We start from the raw sequence: 18,779 nt of genomic DNA on the forward strand, positions 1-18,779 counted from the left end.
ATTTTAACGGTTTATCTTCCTGCCTATTCCTTCATAATAAAAGCCCAGATCTTTCATCTCTTTGGGGTCCAGAAGATTTCTGCCGTCAAATATGACTTTTTGATCTATTTTATCTAATATCCGCTTAAAATCAGGTTGTGAAAATTCAGACCATTCGGTAAGGATCAACAAGGCATGCGCTCCAGAGAGCGCCTCATACATATCCTCAGTATAATGAATCCTCTTTCCGATATGTTTTTTAACATTATTCATCGCTACCGGATCAAAAGCGGAAATCTTAGCCCCTGATAAGAGTAATTTCTCAATGATATCGAGTGAAGAAGCCTCGCGAATATCATCGGTATTGGCTTTAAAAGAAAGCCCCCACAAGGCGATTTTTTTATCTTTTAAACTTCCTTTAAAATATTTAAGGAGTTTATCGGCGAGTAAAACTTTTTGCTTTTTATTAACAGCTTCCACCGTCTGTAAAATCTGAAAATCATACCCAAGCTCCTTGCCTGAGGATATAAGAGCTTTGACATCTTTAGGGAAACAACTCCCTCCGTAGCCTATGCCCGGAAATAAAAAACGATGCCCTATACGCCCGTCATAGCCCATGCCCAGACGGACAGAATCAATATCCGCTCCTGTAAGATCGCAAAAATTGGCCATCTCATTGATAAAGGTAATTTTTGTGGCGAGAAAAGCGTTGGCGGCATATTTGGTCAATTCCGCCGAACGCTCTTTCATCACCAATAAGGGAATACCACGGTCCGTATAAGGTTTGTAAAGCTTTCGCATCAGCTCAACGGCGCACTCGCTGCCCGAGCCGATGATAATACGGCTTGGTTTTTGAAAATCTTCCACGGCAAAACCCTCCCTTAGAAACTCGGGATTCGATACCACATCAAAAGGAGCTCCCCTGCTCTGCTGAGAAATACTATCGCGCACCTTCTCGGAAGTTCCTACCGGCACAGTGCTTTTATTAACGATGACCTTATATTCTTTAAGACTCTTTCCTATGGCTTGCGCCACATCGAGCACATGAGACAAATCCGCCGAGCCGTCTTGCCCGGAAGGGGTGGGAAGAGCGAGAAAAATCAGATGAGACTCTTTAAACGCTTCTTCTAAAGAGGTGGTAAAAAAAAGGCGCTTGTCCTGGATATTTTCTTTAAATATCTCCTCGAGCCCGGGCTCATAAATCGGGATCTTACCCCCTTTCATAGCGAACACCTTTTGCTCATCGACATCCACGCAGATAACATGGTTTCCACGATCCGCCAGGCAAACCCCCGTCACCAGGCCTACGTATCCTGTTCCTATAATGGCTATATTCATGTAAGAAATGTATACGACAAATCTACCAACAAAAACAATACTTTTGTAAGGGTTTTAAAAACTCTTATAATGAGCATTCCTATGAAAAAAAGATGAAAAAATTCATGTAAAAAATCTACAGGATAGAAAGATAAAAAAGGAAAAATCACCATGCTTACCGTCTATGATTACTCCATGGCGAGATTGCTTGATCAAGCTGGCGTGGACATCATTTGGATCAGATGATCTACCACGACACCTGTGTGAAACGTGGCGTATCGTGCGCTTTAGTGGTGGCTGATTTGTCCTTTGGAAGTTACCATACTCCGGATAAATCGCTTGCATCGGTCATACGCATGATGAAAGAGGACAATGTAGAAGCGGTAATTGAGTCTGCGTACCGGAGAATATCGGTAAGAGATAAAAGAATTATTTTTAGCTTAAAGTATTTGCGAAGAATTTTTTTCCAAAAAATCCTTAATGATCTGTTACTTGATAATGTCTAAAGTTTTTTTTATCGTATTTATAACTTGCTTTACATTGGGATACCATGCTTCTATGAGATTCGGTGCGTAGGGCGCGGGTACATCTGGAAGATTGATCTTTCTAATCGGGGCATCCAGATAATCAAAGGCTCTTTGTTGGACGACATGGGAAATTTCAGAGGCAATGGAAGCGAACGGCCAGGCTTCTTCGAGGATGACCATATGGTTGTTTTTTTTAACCGAGTCTATAATCGTATCATAATCCAGCGGACGTAACGTCTTTAAGTCTATAACCTCTATTTCAATGCCTTCTTTTGAAAGATTCTCCGCAGCGTCCATCGCTACTTTCATGATCTTTCCAAATGATACCAGTGTCAGATCTTTTCCTTTTTTTTTAATATCCGCTCTGCCTATGGGCAGGGTGTATTCCTCTTGTGGAATCATCATTTTATCGCCATACATCTGCTCAGATTCCATAAAAATTACAGGATCTTCATCGCGAATAGCCGATTTGAGAAGCCCTTTGGCGTCATAAGGATTGGAAGGGATGACTACCTTCAGACCTGGGCAGTTGGCGTACCAATTTTCAAAGGCTTGTGAGTGCGTGGCGCCCAACTGGCCAGCAGATCCGGTAGGTCCTCTAAAAACAATCGGAATATTCCATTGACCTCCGCTCATCTGACGCATTTTTGCTGCGTTATTGATGATTTGATCTATACATACAAGAGAGAAATTGAACGTCATATATTCGATGATCGGACGACAGCCATTCATTGCTGAGCCTACGCCGATACCTGAAAAACCGAGCTCTGAAATCGGTGTGTCGATAACTCGTTTGTCGCCGAATTCCGCTAACATTCCTTTGGAAGCTTTATAAGCGCCATTGTATTCCGCTACTTCTTCGCCCATTAGATAGATGCTGGGGTCTTTTCTCATCTCTTCGCTCATAGCTTCGGCAATTACTTCTCTGAAAGTCATCTCTTTCACAACAGGGCTACTCATTTTCGATAAAAATAATAAATAATGCTGAGCAAAGTTAACCAAAATAGAATACACTTTATAAGTGTTGTACTTTTTGAAATTGTGTGGATTTATCTCTCTTTAAAGGTTCAGGGAATAGGAAGAGAAATTAAAGATTTTATTGACAACTCTTTCAATACTGAGCTCTGTGATTAAAGATATCGTATGAATTGTATAAATTTGCTGAACCAGAATAGTTCTATAATCACATATTTTGAATAAAGGCAGGTTTATGCTTTTTTATGAAATTAATTCCGCTGAAGATACATGGTATGTCCTATAGCCAGACGCAGACCGGTTCTTATGCGCTTTTGCTTAAGGAAAACTCTACACAACGCCAGGTGCCTATTATCATAGGGGGCAATGAAGCACGTTCCATTGCCGTAGCGCTTGATAAAAATATTCATGTACCCAAACCCTTTACACATGATTTATTTGTAAACTTTTCAAGGGCTTTTCATATCGATGTGAAGTCTGTAGTAATTTACAAGCTTATAGATGGCCTGTTTTTTTCTCACATCCTTTTTGAGAGGGAAAAAATTCAAGAAAGGATAGATTCCAGAACTTCAGATGCTATTGCATTGGCCATTCGTTTTCATGCACCTATTTATACCACCAAAGAGATCTTTGAAAAAGCTAGTATACATTTAGAGAAGGATAAAAATTTTGATAAATCTGAATTTTCTTTTCAGTCTTTAAAATTTCCTTCGGAAAAAAAAGTGACAGAAAACTCTGTCGATCTAAAAAAGATGACCAAACCCGAGCTCGTCAAATTTCTTAATCGGGCTATTGAACGCGAGGATTATAAACTAGCGGCTCTTGTAAAAGTTGAGCTAGATAAACGAGTATAATTATATATTTGACGCATGCAAAGGTTTACTGGTCTTCTGGGGATTATTTTTATTCTTGGTCTCAGCTATTTATTTTCCAACAATCGAAAAGCTATTAATTATCGTCTTGTACTAAAAGGTTTACTCCTTCAGACCGCTATTGCTCTTTTTATCCTTAAAACAGATATTGGTTCAAGAATTTTCCAAAAAATAGGCGTTCTCATTACCCGTGTTATTGAAGAGAGCTCACGTACGGGAGCTGATTTTGTCTTTGGTGTTTTAGTCCGTGAGGAAGTCCTCTCAGATAAACTAGGCCCCGGGCATGCATTTATTTTCTTTTTCAATGTTACCGCCACAGTGATCTTAATATGCGTTTTGGTAGGAATTTCCTATCATCTGGGAATTATGCAGCGACTCGTTTCCTGGGTAGCGCGTATTGTGCATCGTTTAATGGGCATCAGCGGTGTTGAAGCGATCTCTAATGTAGCGAGCGCTTTTGTAGGGCAGGTGGAAGCCCAGATTATGATCAGGCCTTATCTTAAAGGCATGACCGTTTCAGAGCTCTTAGCTTCTATGTCAGGAAGCATGGCATGTATAGCCGGTGGTGTAATGGTTATTTATATGGGCTTTGGAATTCCCGCAGAGTATCTTCTGGCGGCCAGTCTTATGGCAGCTCCTGCCGCCTTAGTGATTTCTAAAATCGTTTATCCTGAAACTCATGAGTCTGAGACTAGAAAAAATGTAAAGCTCGCTGTAGAAAAAGAATCATCTGGTCTACTCGATGCCATATCTCGCGGCTGTAGCGATGGTCTTAAGATATCGCTTAATATATCAGCTATGCTTATCGGTTTCATGGCTCTTGTAGCTATGATCAATCTTTTTTTGAGCTGGTTAGGGCCTTACCTAGCAATTCCTGATTTAAGCATGAGCTATATTTTAGGAAAACTATTTTTTCCCCTAGCTTGGCTCATGGGAGTACCCTCGAAAGATGTGGATATAGCAGGTTCGCTTATGGGAACAAAATTAGTCATCAATGAATTCGTGGCCTATTTGCAATTAAAAGATCTTATAGCTCTTCGTACACTCGACGCCAAGACCATCACCATATTGAGCATCGCACTCTGCGGTTTTGCCAATATCGGATCCATAGGCATTCAAATCGGAGGAATTGGCGAGCTAATTCCAGAGCGTCGAAAAGATCTCGCATATCTCGCCTGGCGTGCGCTTTTATGTGGTACTTTGGCTTCTTATCTTTCAGCTACCATTGCCGGTTTATTGATGTATTAAATTTTTTTCGGTAGTTAATGTAACTAAAAGCCTGAGGGTGTTGTTTATTGCAAGGATGATATTCTTCGCTTATCTTTTCCCAATACCGTTCGTTGATCTCAGGAAATAAGGCATCTCCTACAAAATCGGCATGTACTCTTGTGATGTTTAACTCATCACATAGGTTTAAAGACAAGGCGTATATTTGCGCGCCTCCTATGATAAAAGCTTTTTCTACATCAAAAGATAACGCTTTTTCAAAAGCTTTTTGTAAAGAAGAAACTATTCTGGCATTTTCAGTGCTATACTCAGGGTTTTTACTGATAATAATATTTTCTCTGCCAGCTAAGGCTTTCCCTAAGGATTCAAAGGTTTTTCGGCCCATGATCACCGCTTGCGAAAAGGTAAGCTTTTTAAAACGTTTGAGATCATCGGGTAAATGCCAGATCAAGCGATTTTTATCACCGATGATCCCATTTTCGGCAACCGCTGCGATGAGAATACGCTTCATTAAATGAAAACTACGCCTGAATTTCCTGATATTTTTTATAGCCGTATAGTCCGTAAAAGGCTAGGTAAGCATAGCAGATAATGGGTATAAGAAAAGATAAGCGTATGCCGGCATAGTCAGCCAGAATCCCTTGTAGCGGAGGCAAAAGTGCGCCGCCTACCGCAGCCATAATCATCAAAGAAGAGCCCTGAGAGGTGTCTTTTTCAATATCCCGAACGCCCAGGCTGAAAATTATCGGAAACATAATCGAATTAAAAAGACCTATCCCTAATATAGACCACATCGCACAATGAGATCTTCCAAAGATTCCCACTAACAGAGCTATAATAATCATGAACGAAAAAATGTAAAGGGTTCTTTGAGGAGCTTTGGAACCTACAATGAAAGCCAAAAGGTTGATGAAAATCAAGCCCCAGTAATACTCAATGCCTATTATATCAAAGCTTTTAACCATCTGAGAGAGGTAAAAGTATACAGCTGTAAATATAACCGCGCTATAGAGTACTTTCTTTTTTTTGGAAATACCGCTGAGAAATACCGCTCCAAAAAATCTGCCGATCATAGCGCCTCCCCAGAAAAAAGAGAGATAATGCGCTGCTTTATCCTCAGGAAATCCAGCAATATCTTTCGAGCCAAGGAAATTTACTATGAAGCTTCCTATACCTACTTCTCCGCCTACATACATAAAAATACCGATCATCCCGTAAATAAGTTGTCTGTATTTAAAAAATATGTTACTTCCTGCATTTTTCCTCCCTTCTTCTTTGTATTTTATTTCAGGCAGCCTGGAAATTTTCACGATGAGCGCCAATGACAAAAGTATAAGAGTGATGATTAAATAAGGGGCTTTAAGTGTTTCTATGCCTGAAGAGCTCATTTCATCGCTTATCGTCTTTAATATGAGCAGTCCCCCTGCTAAAGGGGCAATAGTAGTCCCCACAGAATTAAAAGCTTGGACAAGATTGAGTCGCCCTGAAGCGGTCTCGGGCTTTCCCAGCAGCGTTATGTAAGGATTAGCACCGATTTGAAGAATCGTAATTCCTGAGGCCAATATAAATAGCGCTAGCAAAAATAAAGCATAAGAGCTTGCGTTGGCTGCCAGATAAAATAAGAAACTCCCTACGGAGGAGATCAACAAACCGATGATAAGCGCATTTTTATATCCCATCTTTAAAATGGGATCTCCTTTTTTCAGGGAAAGAAAATAGTAAACGCCTGAGATAATAAAATAAGCTAGAAAAAAACAAAACTGAATTAGCATTGACTGAAAATAACTCAACTGAAAAACGCCCCTAAATTTAGGAATTAATACATCGTTCATACTTGTAATAAATCCAAATATGAAGAACAATGAACTAATTACGGTCAGAGGCATCGTATAATTCCCAGATAATTTTACGCGAGCTGAGGGAACAGGGTCAGTTGAGGTCATATGTTTTTAAATTTTTAGATAATGAAACGCGTGGGTTAAAATGATTAAAATTCTAAAAAAAGAGTTTTTTCAGTACAGATCTATTTTTCTTCTTATCTTCTTAAATCTTGCATAAGAGATTCTTTCTATTTTGAACCGGATAAAGCCTCAAGAGAGGCTTTTTGCACAACTCTCGAAGAACTTTTACTACCTTTTTTAAAAATATTTGTAAAATCTTTTCTGTTGTTTAATTCAGATAATTTTATGATAGCAAAAGCTTGTACAAGATTCTTAGTATCGTTTTGCGCCATATCCAGTATTATGGGAAGCGCTTTTTTTCTCGTTTTATTATCCTTGAGATTCAGATAATTTAAGGATAAGATCCGCAAGCCATAGTAGTTATCTTTCAATGCTTTGATAAGCATTTCTTGTCCTTTTCCAAGGTGCTCCTCTGAAGCGCTTATATATTTTAAGGCCTCATATCGATCAAAAAATCCAGAGGCATATTTATACTGAAATATCCAATCTTTTAGACTTTTATGACTTTCAACGTTTGCAAGCAAGACATGGTCGGGATCGGGATTTACCAAAGCGGGCTCTTGAGGAAAATCTAAATAAAATATGTTTTCTTTCTTCTTTCTTACCCAAAACTCACGATGTTCTTTACTTCCGTCTTTTCGATAAATATCTACACTATAGGGGAACTCAAAAATCGGCTCGTCTTGTGTTTGTGCAATAGCAAGTACTATTTTCCCGCTCCCTTTATCATAAGTTTGACGAATATCAAGCTTTGGATGTCCGTATCCACAATACCATTGATTGAAAAACCAATTAAGATCTTTTCCGCTAATCTCTTCCAAAGCGATGCGCCACTGATGGGCCTCGGCAGTATCAAAGCAGTGATTGACAAGGTATTTTTTCATAGCGGCGAAAAAAACATCATCGCCCAGATACTTGTGTAACATATGAAGAATTTCACTTCCCTTGTTATAAGAAACCGTATCAAATATATCTTCTCTTTTGTCGTAGTAAAAGCGTACCAGATTGTTTTTAAAACCTTTTTTGGAAAAATAGCCCATTAAGTTTTTTAAACGTTCGCTCTCGGCATAATCTTTTCCGTATTTATATTCATACCAAAGATATGTGCCGTAGGTGGCGAAAGATTCATTGAGTGTAAGATTGCTCCAGCTCTCGGCTGTCACTAGATCTCCAAACCAATGATGGAAGGTCTCGTGTGCGATGGTTCCTTCCCAGGAATTTTCTCCCGCTTCTTCCTCAATTACCTCATAAGCCATTTCCGAATGCGAGACGGCTGTTGTATTTTCCATGGCGCCACTTACAAAATCGCGAACAATCATCTGATCATATTTTGGCCAAGGGTATTTTATCTGGGTGATTCTCGAAAAGAAATCTAACATTTCCGGAGTGTTTCCAAAGATTTTTTTAGCATAAGGCGCATACCTTTTTTCAAGGTAATAATTCACGGGAACCTCATTCCATTGGTCCTTTACTATGGCAAATTCTCCTATCCCTATAAAAAATAGATAGGGGGCATGGGGCAAATCCATTTTCCAGTAATCCGTTCGTGTGCCGTCATTGTTTTTCACTTGCTCTTTAAGTAGACCGTTGGAAAGTGTTATAAAACGATCGGGTACGGTTAAATATATTTCTTGTGTGCTTTTTTGATTGGGTTTATCAATAGTTGGAAACCATGCGCTGTTGGATTCGGTTTCTCCTTGTGTCCATATTTGAGTGGGCTTATTGGGATCTTTTCCGTCGGCATTGATAAAATAAATTCCTTTAGCGTATTTGATCGCTTCACTGCCTTCTTCTTTTACGTCTTCCGGTCGGGCTGTATAGTTTATATAGATTGTGTAATTGTTTTGACGGTTGTAGATTTTATCAAGTTGAATTTTCAGGATTTTTCTATCATATTGGTATTTTAATGAATTACCATTAATCGTTACCTCATGAATCAACATAGCTTTAGCATCAAGCGAGAGCTCTTGCACGGGATAAAAATGAGGTTGTACAGTTAACCATTCTTCCCCATAGACTTGTTTCTTGGTGAAATCAAAGTGCAATCGAAGTTTTGTGTGTACCAGATCATTCACTTTTTCAGGTGTAGACCGATATTCTCGTCCGGCGCCATCGGTGCTACTTGTAGCGACTTGCTGAGCTGTTAAAAATTGAAAAATTAACAGTAAAAGAATAAATAAATAAATATTTTTTTTCATGATGACAAGTTTTATATCGCTACTTTTCCTTTAATATGCGAATAGGGAGCATAACCTTCTAAGCTAAAATCTTCAAATCGAAAATCGGATAAATTCGTTATTTTAGGGTTGAGACGCATTTTAGGCAATGAGCGTGGGCTTCGTTTAAGCTGTAGATGGATCTGTTCTACATGGTTATTGTAAATATGCGCATCGCCTAAGGTATAGATCAATTCTCCCACTTTAAGGCTGGTTATTTGCGTAATCATCATCAAGAGCAGTGCATACGAGGCGATGTTAAAAGGTACCCCAAGAAACACATCAGCGCTTCTTTGATAAAGATGCAATGAGAGTTTTCCATGAGCAACGTAAAATTGAAAGAGCAAGTGGCAGGGCGGTAACACCATAGCGGGCAACATACCTACATTCCATGCCGATACCACTAAACGCCTGGAATCGGGATTATCGCGTATTTGTTTTATTACTTCGTCGATCTGATCGACATTTCCTCCCCGGGCGTCAGGCCAGGAACGCCACTGAAAACCATACACCGGTCCCAGTTCTCCTTTTTTATCAGCCCAGTGATCCCATATAGAAACTTTATTTTCTTGCAAGTAGCGAATATTGGTTTCTCCTCTGAGGAACCAGAGCAATTCATATATGATGGATTTTAAGTGAAGTTTTTTCGTGGTGAGCAGTGGAAAGCCCTCCGAGAGATCAAAGCGCATCTGATATCCGAAAATGCTCTTGGTCCCTGTTTGCGTACGGTCATTTTTTTCAATTCCTTTTTCAAGAATCGTATGCAAGAGTTTAAAGTATTGTTGCATATCAGAGATTTGTCAGGGACTAATATAGGGGATTTTTTTTACAGAGGATTTTTTGCATTGAATCAATACCTCTGAGTATTGTTTATGTAAGGTCATGGAGAAATTCTTATTTATTTAATTTACAAGATAAGATTTATATAAATTTGTATCCTAAGTCGATACATTTAGTGAAATATCAGAAATAACTTGTATAAAATTTTATAATTTATGACGGTGGAGATTTGCATGCGTGTGGCTTTTTTAATAGGAATTACTCTTTTGGGATTTGCAGCGGGAAGAAAGTTGAAGATAGATCCCAAAGGCATAGCTAGTTTACTCATCTACGTTATTTCTCCTTTTGTGATTTTTTTACTCATCATGAATTCCTCCGCGCAACTGAGTTACCTGTATTTTACCCTAGTTACCTTTCTTTTCGGCTGTGTGATGGCTTTTTTGGCGCTTCATCTCGGGAAGATTTTTTTTAAGGATACGCGCGCACATCTATTGAGCTTTGCTTCTGGAACAGGGAATGTAAGTTATTTCGGGATTCCTTTGATCATGGGTCTTTTTGATAATAATAGTCTAGCGGTAGTGGTTTTCATCGTTATAGGGATCAATTTGTATGAATTTTCTTATGGTTTTTACATCACTTGTTGTGGAAAACACAGTATAAAAAAGAGTATGAAAAAAATTTCTCGTCTTCCTATTATCTATGCAGCTATGGCGGGCATGCTGCTGAAATTTCTCGGGGTGGAAATTCATGAGATACTCGCTTCGGGTCTGGAATATTTTAAGGGGGCGTATAGCGTATTGGGGATGATGGTCATAGGAATGACTTTGGGCAAATTTCGGAAATTTGAAATCGACTGGAAATTTACGGGGATGGCTATATTATGGAAGCATTTGATATTTCCTCTGTGTGCGATGGGGCTGATCTGGTTCTTCCTTGGCTCTAACTGGGAATATTTTTTCCTCTTGGTACTTGTTACTTCCATGCCTATGGCTGTTAACACAGTTGTGGTAGCCAATGAGTTGGCTGTACATCCGGAAAAAGCGGCCTTTTCGGTGGTTTTAAGCACGCTATTTTCTATAGTAACCATGCCTTGCGTGGTTTATTTTGTACATCTGGCCTCCGGAGTGCATTCCTGAAATAAGGTAGAATTCAATCGGAAACCCTCTCATTTTCACGAAAGAGAGGGCATAGCGCGTAAGAATTATACAGCAAGCCTATTTGGAAAGCACTAAAATCGCGCCGGATGTTTTATTTTCTTATCCACAGCGCAAGAGAAGAAAATGATATTTTCCATTAGAGATAAGAGAGTTTTTCGATTGAAAAAACTTTATTTACACGAGATTTGATTTTTTTTAATAAAAAGTCTCCGCCAAGATCGAGGGGCGTGATGAAACTAATCGTAAAATTTTTATGATTGCTCTCGGTAGGTTTTACGGGAGTTTTTCCTGTGCCTGTTTCTGATAGCAGATTTTTAAAAAAAATCCCCAGGGGGCTATATGGAATTTCACTAAACTTATGTATGGCATTTTAGTAATATTCTGAAAGCTTATTTTGAATCGATGTTTTTTTTTGCTGCTGGCAAATATCACAATTTCCGCATTTTGCAGCGGATTTTTCTCCAAAAAAGCTTAGTAAGCTGATATTTCTCCAGACCTTTTACTGATATACATAAGAGAAAAGGGCTTTGAATTTCTTCATCTTCTGCTCGTTAATGAGTTGATACCCTTTCCAGTGCAGTGTTTGATTATTTTTACCCGGGCGCACTGATAAATAAGAAATGAATACCGGCTGATAAATATATTCAATGTATTGATGGTCTTGAAGCTTATTCAAAATCTCCAAAAGTTGGGATTGCGATAAACCTGTGTCTTTTAAAATTTTTTCCATCAATAATTCTATAGTCTCATGTTCAGCCTTTGGATACCTTCTTAAGAAATACGCAAGAAATTTCCCGTGGGCATCGTTTTTTAGGGTCTGTGGTTTTATAGGATGTTTTCTTTTGCCTCGAATTTGCAGGTTTGTTTTTTGGATTAGTCGTCCTCTGTCTGTTTGCTCGAAGTGTTTAAGAAATTGCAGCGTTTTTTTCTTTTTCTGATGATAACGTTTTTCAAAAGTCGATAAATCAAAAACCACAGGTTTTTCCGAACGCTCACCAGGGTCGATATTATGATAATCATACAAGCACTCCTGGGGATTTTGTGATATTCTTCTTTAGAGAGGAGTTCTTGTGACATATAACCTTGAATCCTTATCGCTTCGTGAGGATGGTACAAAAGTACTCTCCCAAAGCCGCTTTACCATTACGTCCGGCACGTGTCCGATTTCCTGGAAATAGCTCTCTATGAATGTCGGTAGTTCCCAATGTACTGCTAATTCAACGTTGGTTTTATCGATGCCCATGCTAAAGGCGCTGGTGGCTAGCAGAATGTTTATGAAATTGTTATACCAATTTTCTTCTTTTTTTTTCCTGCAAGGAAAGTCCGGCATGATAATAAGCCGCCGCAAAACCTTCATCCGAGAGCCTACCGGCTAATTCTTGACTTTTAGCGCGGCTTCGAACATAAATCAGGGCGCTTTTTGGAGATGGATCCAGGTAATAAAGCAAGTCCCGCGATTTATTTTCAGAACGGATTAGCTTACAGATGATATTTTCTCTTTGAAAAGAACTCTGTATAAGTCGACCTTTTCTGAAATGTAGCTTTTCCATGATATCATTCGCCGTTTTGTGAGTAACACTTGCGCTAAGGGCCAGCAAGGAGGCTTTCGGTAAGCGCTCTCTTAAACGATGAATTAAGAGATAAGAAGGTCTAAAGTCGTATATCCATTGTGAAACGCAGTGGACCTCATCTACTGCTATAAAACTTATATTAAGTGTGCTGATTTTCTCCGAGAAAGCGTTTATTTTGAAGCCGCTCAGGAGATAAATACAAAAGCTTTACAGCTCCATAATGCAAGTTATCCATGAGAATTTCTTGCTCTCTCTGAGTTTGTCCGCTGTGTAAATATTCAGCAAGAACATTTTTCTTCCCAAGCCCGGCGGTTTGCTCGCGCATAAGAGCAAGCAGTGGCGAGATCACCAGTGTTAGACCTTCTCGCGTGATCGCCGGCAGCTGATAGCAAAGAGATTTGCCACCTCCGGTGGGCATCAGGGCTAAAACATCTTCATTGTTCAATACGCTTTTAATGATTTTTTCCTGGCAGAATCTGAAACTTTCATATCCCCAGTATTTTTTAAAAGTTTTGGCGCATCCATAATTAGTCAAATATAAAAATAGATGTTCGATTTTATGGCCTTATTCCTGAAGAGAAATAATTTTTTTCTTCGTTCCGATGTATTAGATCTCTTTTACAATCGATTATTAACTTTTAGATCCTTTTAAAATGTTTTTCTTCAATAAAAAACATCAGCTTAATTTATCGAATAACAAGCCTGTGAGTTTAAGTACAAAAAAGATGTATAAAATTTTATGTCAGGGTTACTAGCATGAAAGTAAAGTCTTTAGATACAAATCTTAAATGCCTGCAAAGTATAATGTGAAGCTTTTGCCGAAAGTGAAATATAAGTCAAAGGCATTTAAGATTTGTAATATAATTTTGTATGTTTAAAAAGTAAACTATATTATTTTAATATACTGTATTTTAATTATTTAATTATAAATAAAAGTTATTAAAAAATATGAAGAAAATAAACAGGCAGTTAAGGTTTCAAAGAGATACCATCAAAACCCCTACCACTCTCAGAATAAAAAGATGAGCTACTCCATGGAGTATTATAAACAAAAAGAACTGCTTCTTACATCTAAAGAGCAGGGTCGTGAAAGAAATCTGCTCTTTTAGCTTAGCCTTAGCCTATGTCTTTAGGACCCCGAAGGGGATTAATGATGTCCGTGTAGTTTCTTTCTTTAGCTAAATCTAGCGGAGTTTTCCCATCATTATCTTTAGCGTTTACTATTTTCAGCTTCTGCATCTATAAGATCCCTTACAATCTCTGTATAGCCTCTTATAAGAACCTCATGAAGCGGATCCTAAATTATTATTTAGTAATTTACATCGACCTTTATACAGAAACGCACTGACAATATTTGTTAGGTTATTTATAACAGTTAAATGAAACGGAGTATAGCCATTTTTATCTTTAGCTTTATTATCAGCCCTTACATCTATAAGAGCGTTGATAGATTCTTTTTTGCCATTTAGCGTCCATATAGCAATTTTTTATTTTCATCTTCATAGCCTAGATTTATTTTATTACAAATTTCTTGCTTACGATCTCATTATAAGGCACCTTAAATGCCAAAGAAGAGTCTTCTTCCGAGTTAGGAGTTCCTGTAAGTTGTAAAAGATCCTCTTTTTCAAATATCTTCTCGATGTTATCTTCAAGTTTAGTGCTTTGTTCTCATTTACCGCAATCAAATCGGAGGGTATTATTTTTTTTCCGCCCCATCTTTGCATTTAATCTTTACATTAAATGACAGGTTTAAAGAGATATTATTTATAATATTCTCCGTAAAGTGTGTTTCTTTTGGTATATTATCCTCTAACCAATTAAATTTTACCTCATCTTCTCTTACTAGCTACTACCAGATAAAAAACAGTTTTTCCCTCATCAACAGGAATACCATTTAAGGCATATTTGATTTCTGTATTTGTTCCCTTTTTTAGGTTTATAAAGGAGTCTCCCTTGAGTTTGTCTGAAAGACCGCTGTTTTGATCTGTGCTTTAAATAGATGAGGAAAGGCTTATATTTAAAGAATCCTGACTTTCATCGGCTAATGAAAGAGAAAAAAACATATTTTATTTGGCGATTAGATCTCTTTACTTACTCTATAAGCTCTTCTCCTGTATGATAGGCCTTTTTGATCTCTATAAAAGAAAAGAAGAGCTTATAGTTAAAATATAGTTACTCTCCACAGGTAACGTTTAGTATTATCCGATTTCTCCTCTGCAGGAGCTTTGCCATTAAGGATGTAACATAAGGTATTCTAACTTGGCGCAAGACTGATCTTTCCGATCCATTGAACTGCTTAGACACCAGGTTAACGCCCAAATCCTCTGGATGAGTAAATTCAGGAGCTGTTATTCCTATAACCTCAGAGGTGTTGTTTCTTACCACAAGAACGGTTTCTTCATCTTTTATATCCGCTCTTGCAGTAAAAATAGCAATAATATTTTATAAAAAAAATTATAATAGACTTTCATAAAAGTGAAAAAAATATCTAATAACATAAATGTATTTAAAAAAATTTTTAGGCTAACTCAGGGCCAATTGGGTGATAAAATCGGTATAACAAGGCAGCAAATAGGTAATTATGAAATAGGAATAGGTACAATACCACTAGAAAGAATCATAATTTTTCATTAATACTTAACATAAGTATTAATGATCTGAGTAAATAATATAAAGACTTTTCAAAAAAATTCTGTGACGCATGACGAGTTTCCGGAGTTGAATGAACCGCGATCGTTTTTATTTTATTCCAATAAAAGTCTTGCCAGTTGTAAAGTTCGCGGTAAAAGAGAGGAAATCATAAAAAATTTATTCAAACAACAAGATCATTTAAAATCAAAAAACAAGCAAATAGAGTGTTTTAAGCATCATATACAAGATTTTACATCGAATATGGAACGTGTCGTTTCAGGAAAATTTGAAATAATCAAAATAAAAGGCCAGATACTCGTCATGAAGGACAAGTTGCTCAAAGCAATAGAGTAGGATTTAAAAAGTAAAGAAGAAACCCTAAAAAGCAAAGATCAGGTGCTATTGATGAAAGAAAAGATGGTAAAAAATAAAGAGGAGATGCTAAAGCGTTCCAAAGAACGTATTGAAAACTTGTAGGGTTGCAGGTTATCATAAGCTATTTATAGCTGTAAATTTTTATAAATTTATCTTACTAGAGTCTTTTATAATAACAATCTGCAGGGAATTCTAGCTCCTCTAAAAACATTTTGCATCTGCATATAACTTACGTTTCTATTATTTACGGTAGTCCAGACGGTAAATGTCCTGACGATTCCGTTTTGTAAAGACAACCATATTAATCTACCGTGATGATTCCGCTTTGAGGATCATAAAAGCTTGTTTTTGTACCTCCTTTGATATTCAACTTTACCATATTTCTCGTTCTGGTATGTAAGTTATCATTACTTAACCAACCTTGATCGTTATTATATCTTAAAAGTCCCACCCCCCCTCCATTAAGAAGTAACAAAAGTTTTCCAAAGATTTTGATTATTTTATTATTTCAGGCAATTCCATTTCTATCTGTCATGGGATTCCAGGTAGGTATTAGCGTGATTCCATTTGATCATTCCTTTTTTTTCTTTCTCATCGCTCTTTTGATCACTACCTATTCTAATATCTCCCTTGACATCGAGCTTGCTTTTGGAACTTTAGTACCTATGCCCACTTGCGCCTGCAAAGATCCCGCGGCAATGAGAATAGCTAATAAAAATTCTTTTAATTTCATGTTATTGTTATTTATAATATATAATATAGACACAATACTTATATATTATAATAAATAATAATTTTAATAAAATTTTATTAATAAATATTTATCTGTAATACCTATTATTGTTTAACATATATCCATATTTTATTAATGCCATGTATCACAAGTTTAGATGGATTACAAATTGGAAAGGAAAAATACCATGTTCGTTGGGGTGGAAGTTCAAGAGATTTTTAAGCTTTTAAAGAGACTTCTGTGTCCTTTTTGTATACCCATAAAGTTTCTTGTGAGAAAAAAAAACGAAGAATGTGTCCCTAACTAGTTCTTTTTTGAACACAAAGTCATTTTTAAATTGTGAAAACGAAAAATATGTAGCGCAAACCAAGCATACGCCGCACGAGTTATAAGCAGAACTTCATAGAAAGGTCTATGACCAAACTTTATATCTAACTTATTTGAGTAGGAAAAAAAGAAACACTAAATCATTGATCATTCTTTTATTGATTGAACGAACACACTTTTTCAAATATAGGTTTTTGATAGATAGTTTATAGGCTCGCGACAAATAATATTAGACGTAAGTTTTCGTTGATTTATCGGAATAAACAACTTCATAAAATCATCTAAACAATTGAAAATAAATATATTAATTTTTATATAATTACTTGATATTAAAAGTAAATTAATCATGCAAGCAAGTGCCTTTGAAAAAGGGCTATGGCATGTAAAGCAAAGAATATGAATAAGGATGATAGTGTGCCTTAACCGCCAAATTAAAAAAAGACTCTGCAGTTAAAAAACGAAAGTTTTAAGAATAGAAAGTCACTGAAATTTTTCTAAAAAAATAAAGAATTCCTAGCTGGGTATATACCATTAAAAACATATAAGATATCAATCCAAGGTCGGATTGACTAACGATTGCCAGCTTTAAATTAGAAATAAAAATTTGAGTGCTCAAGTGATTGAATTTTTGTTTAAAATGAAAAGTTTTTTAAAAAAAACTATATTATTCACAATATCGTTTTAAACGTTTAATTTTGGACGTTTGGATTCAATAGGTTTTGAATTTCATTACTCATATAAAGAGAAATACTCGTCTGGCGCTTCCTGTAGCCTTGGGTCAGGTAGGGCAGGTATGCATGAACCTTGTCGATAATATTATGGTCGGCTCGCTTGGGGGTGTAGCTTTAGGCACTGTAGCTCTGGCTAATGCGGTATTTCTTATAGTGATGGTCTTTGGCATGGGTATGGCTTCATCCGTTTCTCCTTTGGTAGCTCAAGCGGATGCTTGCGACAATAAAAAAGAAGGCATCACCAGTTTGCAGCATGGTTTGGTCATAGGTTTTTTTCTCTCTTTGTTGATGTATTTAATTATCTGGCTTTTTATTCCCATGCTTTCTTATTTGAATCAGCCCAAGGAGGTTATCGCTGAAGCCGGTCCTTTTCTAAATGTCATCGGTATTTCGCTTATACCTTGGATGCTCGCTGAATTTCTTCGTAAATTTTGCGAGGGACTTTCCTTAACTACTCCCGGCATGCTGGTCACCTGGATAGCTGTTATTTACAATGTTATTTTTAATTACTTGCTTATTTATGGCCACTGCGGCTTTCCGAAGCTCGGTGTAGTGGGTGCAGCCTATGCCACTTTAATTGCCCGTATCGTGCTGCTTTTTGGCATGATTATTTTGCTCAAACAATACAGAAAAATACGTGAATATTACAAAGAATTGCGTCCTCGTATCTTTCAAAGAGAATATTTTAGGAAAATACTTTCCCTAGGAACGCCAGCTGGCCTGCAGATGCTTTTTGAAATAGGCGCTTTTGCTGTAGCTTCTTTTATCGCCGGTCTTTCCGGAACTAACGAGCTGGCGGCACATCAAATCAGTATGAATTTGGCTTCAGCCACTTATATGCTCTCGGTAGGTTTTGCTGTGGCGGCTACCATACGCATAGGAAATCAAAAGGCTTTAAAAAATTATATTGAACTCAGGCGAGCTGGCTGGTCAGCCTTTTTGATGAGCGGTACTTTTATGATTATTTGCGCCATCACTTTTATATGTTCACGTGAATACCTTCCTTATATTTTTGTCAAAAAAGAAGATATTGAAATAGCACGTATAGCTTCGAATTTACTTATCATAGCTGCCTTATTCCAGCTTTCCGATAGCATACAAAGTGTAGCCCTAGGCGCGCTTAGGGGCATGCAAGATGTAAAAATACCTATGTGGTTAACTTTCTTTGCTTATTGGGTGGTAGCTATTCCCTTGGCCTGGTATTGCTCGGTGCAAAGGCATATGGGCGCCTTTGGCGTTTGGATCGGTCTGGGTGTGGGACTCACCGTATCTTCCCTTTTGTTAATTACGCGTTACAATAAAAAGACCAACAGACTTATAAAGAATTCCGCGTAATATTTTGAGAGTTTTCTCTGATAGAGTAGATTGATCTGCGAACCAAATATTTTTCATTAAATTCG

General features: G+C 37.4%; 17 protein-coding genes and 1 pseudogene. 6 read left to right on the forward strand and 12 right to left on the reverse strand.

The annotated features are described in order from the left end of the window. Positions 1–3: 3 nt before the first annotated feature. Positions 4–1,317 carry a UDP-glucose dehydrogenase family protein gene (locus CS842_RS02725; RefSeq protein WP_103327362.1) on the reverse strand — a complete coding sequence of 438 codons (1,314 nt, stop codon included), beginning with the start codon at positions 1,315–1,317 and terminating at the stop codon, positions 4–6. A gap of 174 nt (positions 1,318–1,491) precedes the next feature. On the opposite strand from CS842_RS02725, the pseudogene CS842_RS07830 reads away from it, so the two are divergent. Beyond that, positions 1,492–1,802 (forward strand): annotated as a pseudogene (locus CS842_RS07830) (3-methyl-2-oxobutanoate hydroxymethyltransferase). Here the strand turns inward: CS842_RS07830 and CS842_RS02735 are convergent. Beyond that, positions 1,785–2,768 (reverse strand): pyruvate dehydrogenase complex E1 component subunit beta, encoded by a 984-nt coding sequence (locus tag CS842_RS02735; RefSeq protein ID WP_103327363.1) that lies wholly within the window; start codon positions 2,766–2,768, stop codon positions 1,785–1,787. The pseudogene CS842_RS07830 and the gene CS842_RS02735 overlap by 18 nt on opposite strands. Positions 2,769–3,043: 275 nt before the next feature. Here CS842_RS02735 and CS842_RS02740 point away from each other — a divergent pair, with 275 nt between their 5' ends. Together CS842_RS02740 and CS842_RS02745 are read left to right on the forward strand one after the other, a co-directional pair. Continuing rightward, complete coding sequence (locus CS842_RS02740) at positions 3,044–3,652, forward strand: bifunctional nuclease family protein (RefSeq protein ID WP_103327364.1); 609 nt, start codon at positions 3,044–3,046, stop codon at positions 3,650–3,652. A gap of 15 nt (positions 3,653–3,667) precedes the next feature. Beyond that, complete coding sequence (locus CS842_RS02745; protein ID WP_103327365.1) at positions 3,668–4,918, forward strand: NupC/NupG family nucleoside CNT transporter; 1,251 nt, start codon at positions 3,668–3,670, stop codon at positions 4,916–4,918. On the opposite strand, the gene CS842_RS02750 is transcribed toward CS842_RS02745, so the two are convergent. The 4 genes from CS842_RS02750 to CS842_RS02765 all read right to left on the reverse strand — a co-directional run bounded on the left by CS842_RS02750 (position 4,890) and on the right by CS842_RS02765 (position 9,862). Further along, the gene (locus tag CS842_RS02750) at positions 4,890–5,408 is read right to left on the reverse strand and encodes a dihydrofolate reductase (protein WP_103327366.1); all 519 of its coding nucleotides are present in this window, start codon (positions 5,406–5,408) and stop codon (positions 4,890–4,892) included. The two genes, CS842_RS02745 and CS842_RS02750, sit on opposite strands and share 29 nt — an antisense overlap. Positions 5,409–5,418: 10 nt before the next feature. Continuing rightward, the gene (locus CS842_RS02755) at positions 5,419–6,840 is read right to left on the reverse strand and encodes a sugar MFS transporter (RefSeq protein WP_103327367.1); all 1,422 of its coding nucleotides are present in this window, start codon (positions 6,838–6,840) and stop codon (positions 5,419–5,421) included. A gap of 125 nt (positions 6,841–6,965) precedes the next feature. Then, positions 6,966–9,056, reverse strand: coding sequence for a M1 family metallopeptidase (locus tag CS842_RS02760; RefSeq protein WP_103327368.1), 2,091 nt, complete (start codon positions 9,054–9,056; stop codon positions 6,966–6,968). 11 nt (positions 9,057–9,067) lie between these two features. Further along, positions 9,068–9,862: a thymidylate synthase gene (locus CS842_RS02765; RefSeq protein WP_103327369.1), complete on the reverse strand. Its 795-nt coding sequence runs from the start codon at positions 9,860–9,862 to the stop codon at positions 9,068–9,070. A gap of 207 nt (positions 9,863–10,069) precedes the next feature. On the opposite strand from CS842_RS02765, the gene CS842_RS02770 reads away from it, so the two are divergent. Next, entirely contained in the window at positions 10,070–10,990 is a 921-nt protein-coding gene (locus CS842_RS02770) for an AEC family transporter (protein WP_103327370.1), read from the forward strand. Between the two features lie 391 nt (positions 10,991–11,381). On the opposite strand, the gene CS842_RS07835 is transcribed toward CS842_RS02770, so the two are convergent. The 6 genes from CS842_RS07835 to CS842_RS07430 form a co-directional block, all read right to left on the reverse strand. Continuing rightward, positions 11,382–11,495 carry a RecQ family zinc-binding domain-containing protein gene (locus tag CS842_RS07835; protein ID WP_410468525.1) on the reverse strand — a complete coding sequence of 38 codons (114 nt, stop codon included), beginning with the start codon at positions 11,493–11,495 and terminating at the stop codon, positions 11,382–11,384. A gap of 15 nt (positions 11,496–11,510) precedes the next feature. Continuing rightward, positions 11,511–12,035, reverse strand: coding sequence for a hypothetical protein (locus CS842_RS02780; RefSeq protein WP_103327372.1), 525 nt, complete (start codon positions 12,033–12,035; stop codon positions 11,511–11,513). 30 nt (positions 12,036–12,065) lie between these two features. After that, the gene (locus CS842_RS07840) at positions 12,066–12,368 is read right to left on the reverse strand and encodes a helicase-related protein (RefSeq protein WP_103327373.1); all 303 of its coding nucleotides are present in this window, start codon (positions 12,366–12,368) and stop codon (positions 12,066–12,068) included. Continuing rightward, complete coding sequence (locus CS842_RS06500) at positions 12,295–12,561, reverse strand: hypothetical protein (RefSeq protein ID WP_195909846.1); 267 nt, start codon at positions 12,559–12,561, stop codon at positions 12,295–12,297. The genes CS842_RS07840 and CS842_RS06500 overlap by 74 nt, the downstream gene beginning before the upstream one ends. Positions 12,562–12,721: 160 nt before the next feature. After that, positions 12,722–13,117 carry a DEAD/DEAH box helicase gene (locus CS842_RS02790; protein WP_265614182.1) on the reverse strand — a complete coding sequence of 132 codons (396 nt, stop codon included), beginning with the start codon at positions 13,115–13,117 and terminating at the stop codon, positions 12,722–12,724. 581 nt (positions 13,118–13,698) lie between these two features. Beyond that, complete coding sequence (locus tag CS842_RS07430; protein ID WP_265614181.1) at positions 13,699–13,821, reverse strand: hypothetical protein; 123 nt, start codon at positions 13,819–13,821, stop codon at positions 13,699–13,701. Between the two features lie 1,236 nt (positions 13,822–15,057). Between CS842_RS07430 and CS842_RS07845 the strand changes: the two genes are divergently transcribed. Then, positions 15,058–15,216: a helix-turn-helix domain-containing protein gene (locus CS842_RS07845; protein WP_195909848.1), complete on the forward strand. Its 159-nt coding sequence runs from the start codon at positions 15,058–15,060 to the stop codon at positions 15,214–15,216. Between the two features lie 2,151 nt (positions 15,217–17,367). Beyond that, the gene (locus CS842_RS02805; protein ID WP_241518422.1) at positions 17,368–18,714 is read left to right on the forward strand and encodes an MATE family efflux transporter; all 1,347 of its coding nucleotides are present in this window, start codon (positions 17,368–17,370) and stop codon (positions 18,712–18,714) included. Positions 18,715–18,779: the final 65 nt, after the last annotated feature.

The organism is Bacteroidetes bacterium endosymbiont of Geopemphigus sp. (assembly GCF_002904345.1).
In the GTDB taxonomy this organism is placed as follows: domain Bacteria; phylum Bacteroidota; class Bacteroidia; order Flavobacteriales; family Blattabacteriaceae; genus GSPS2-BC2016.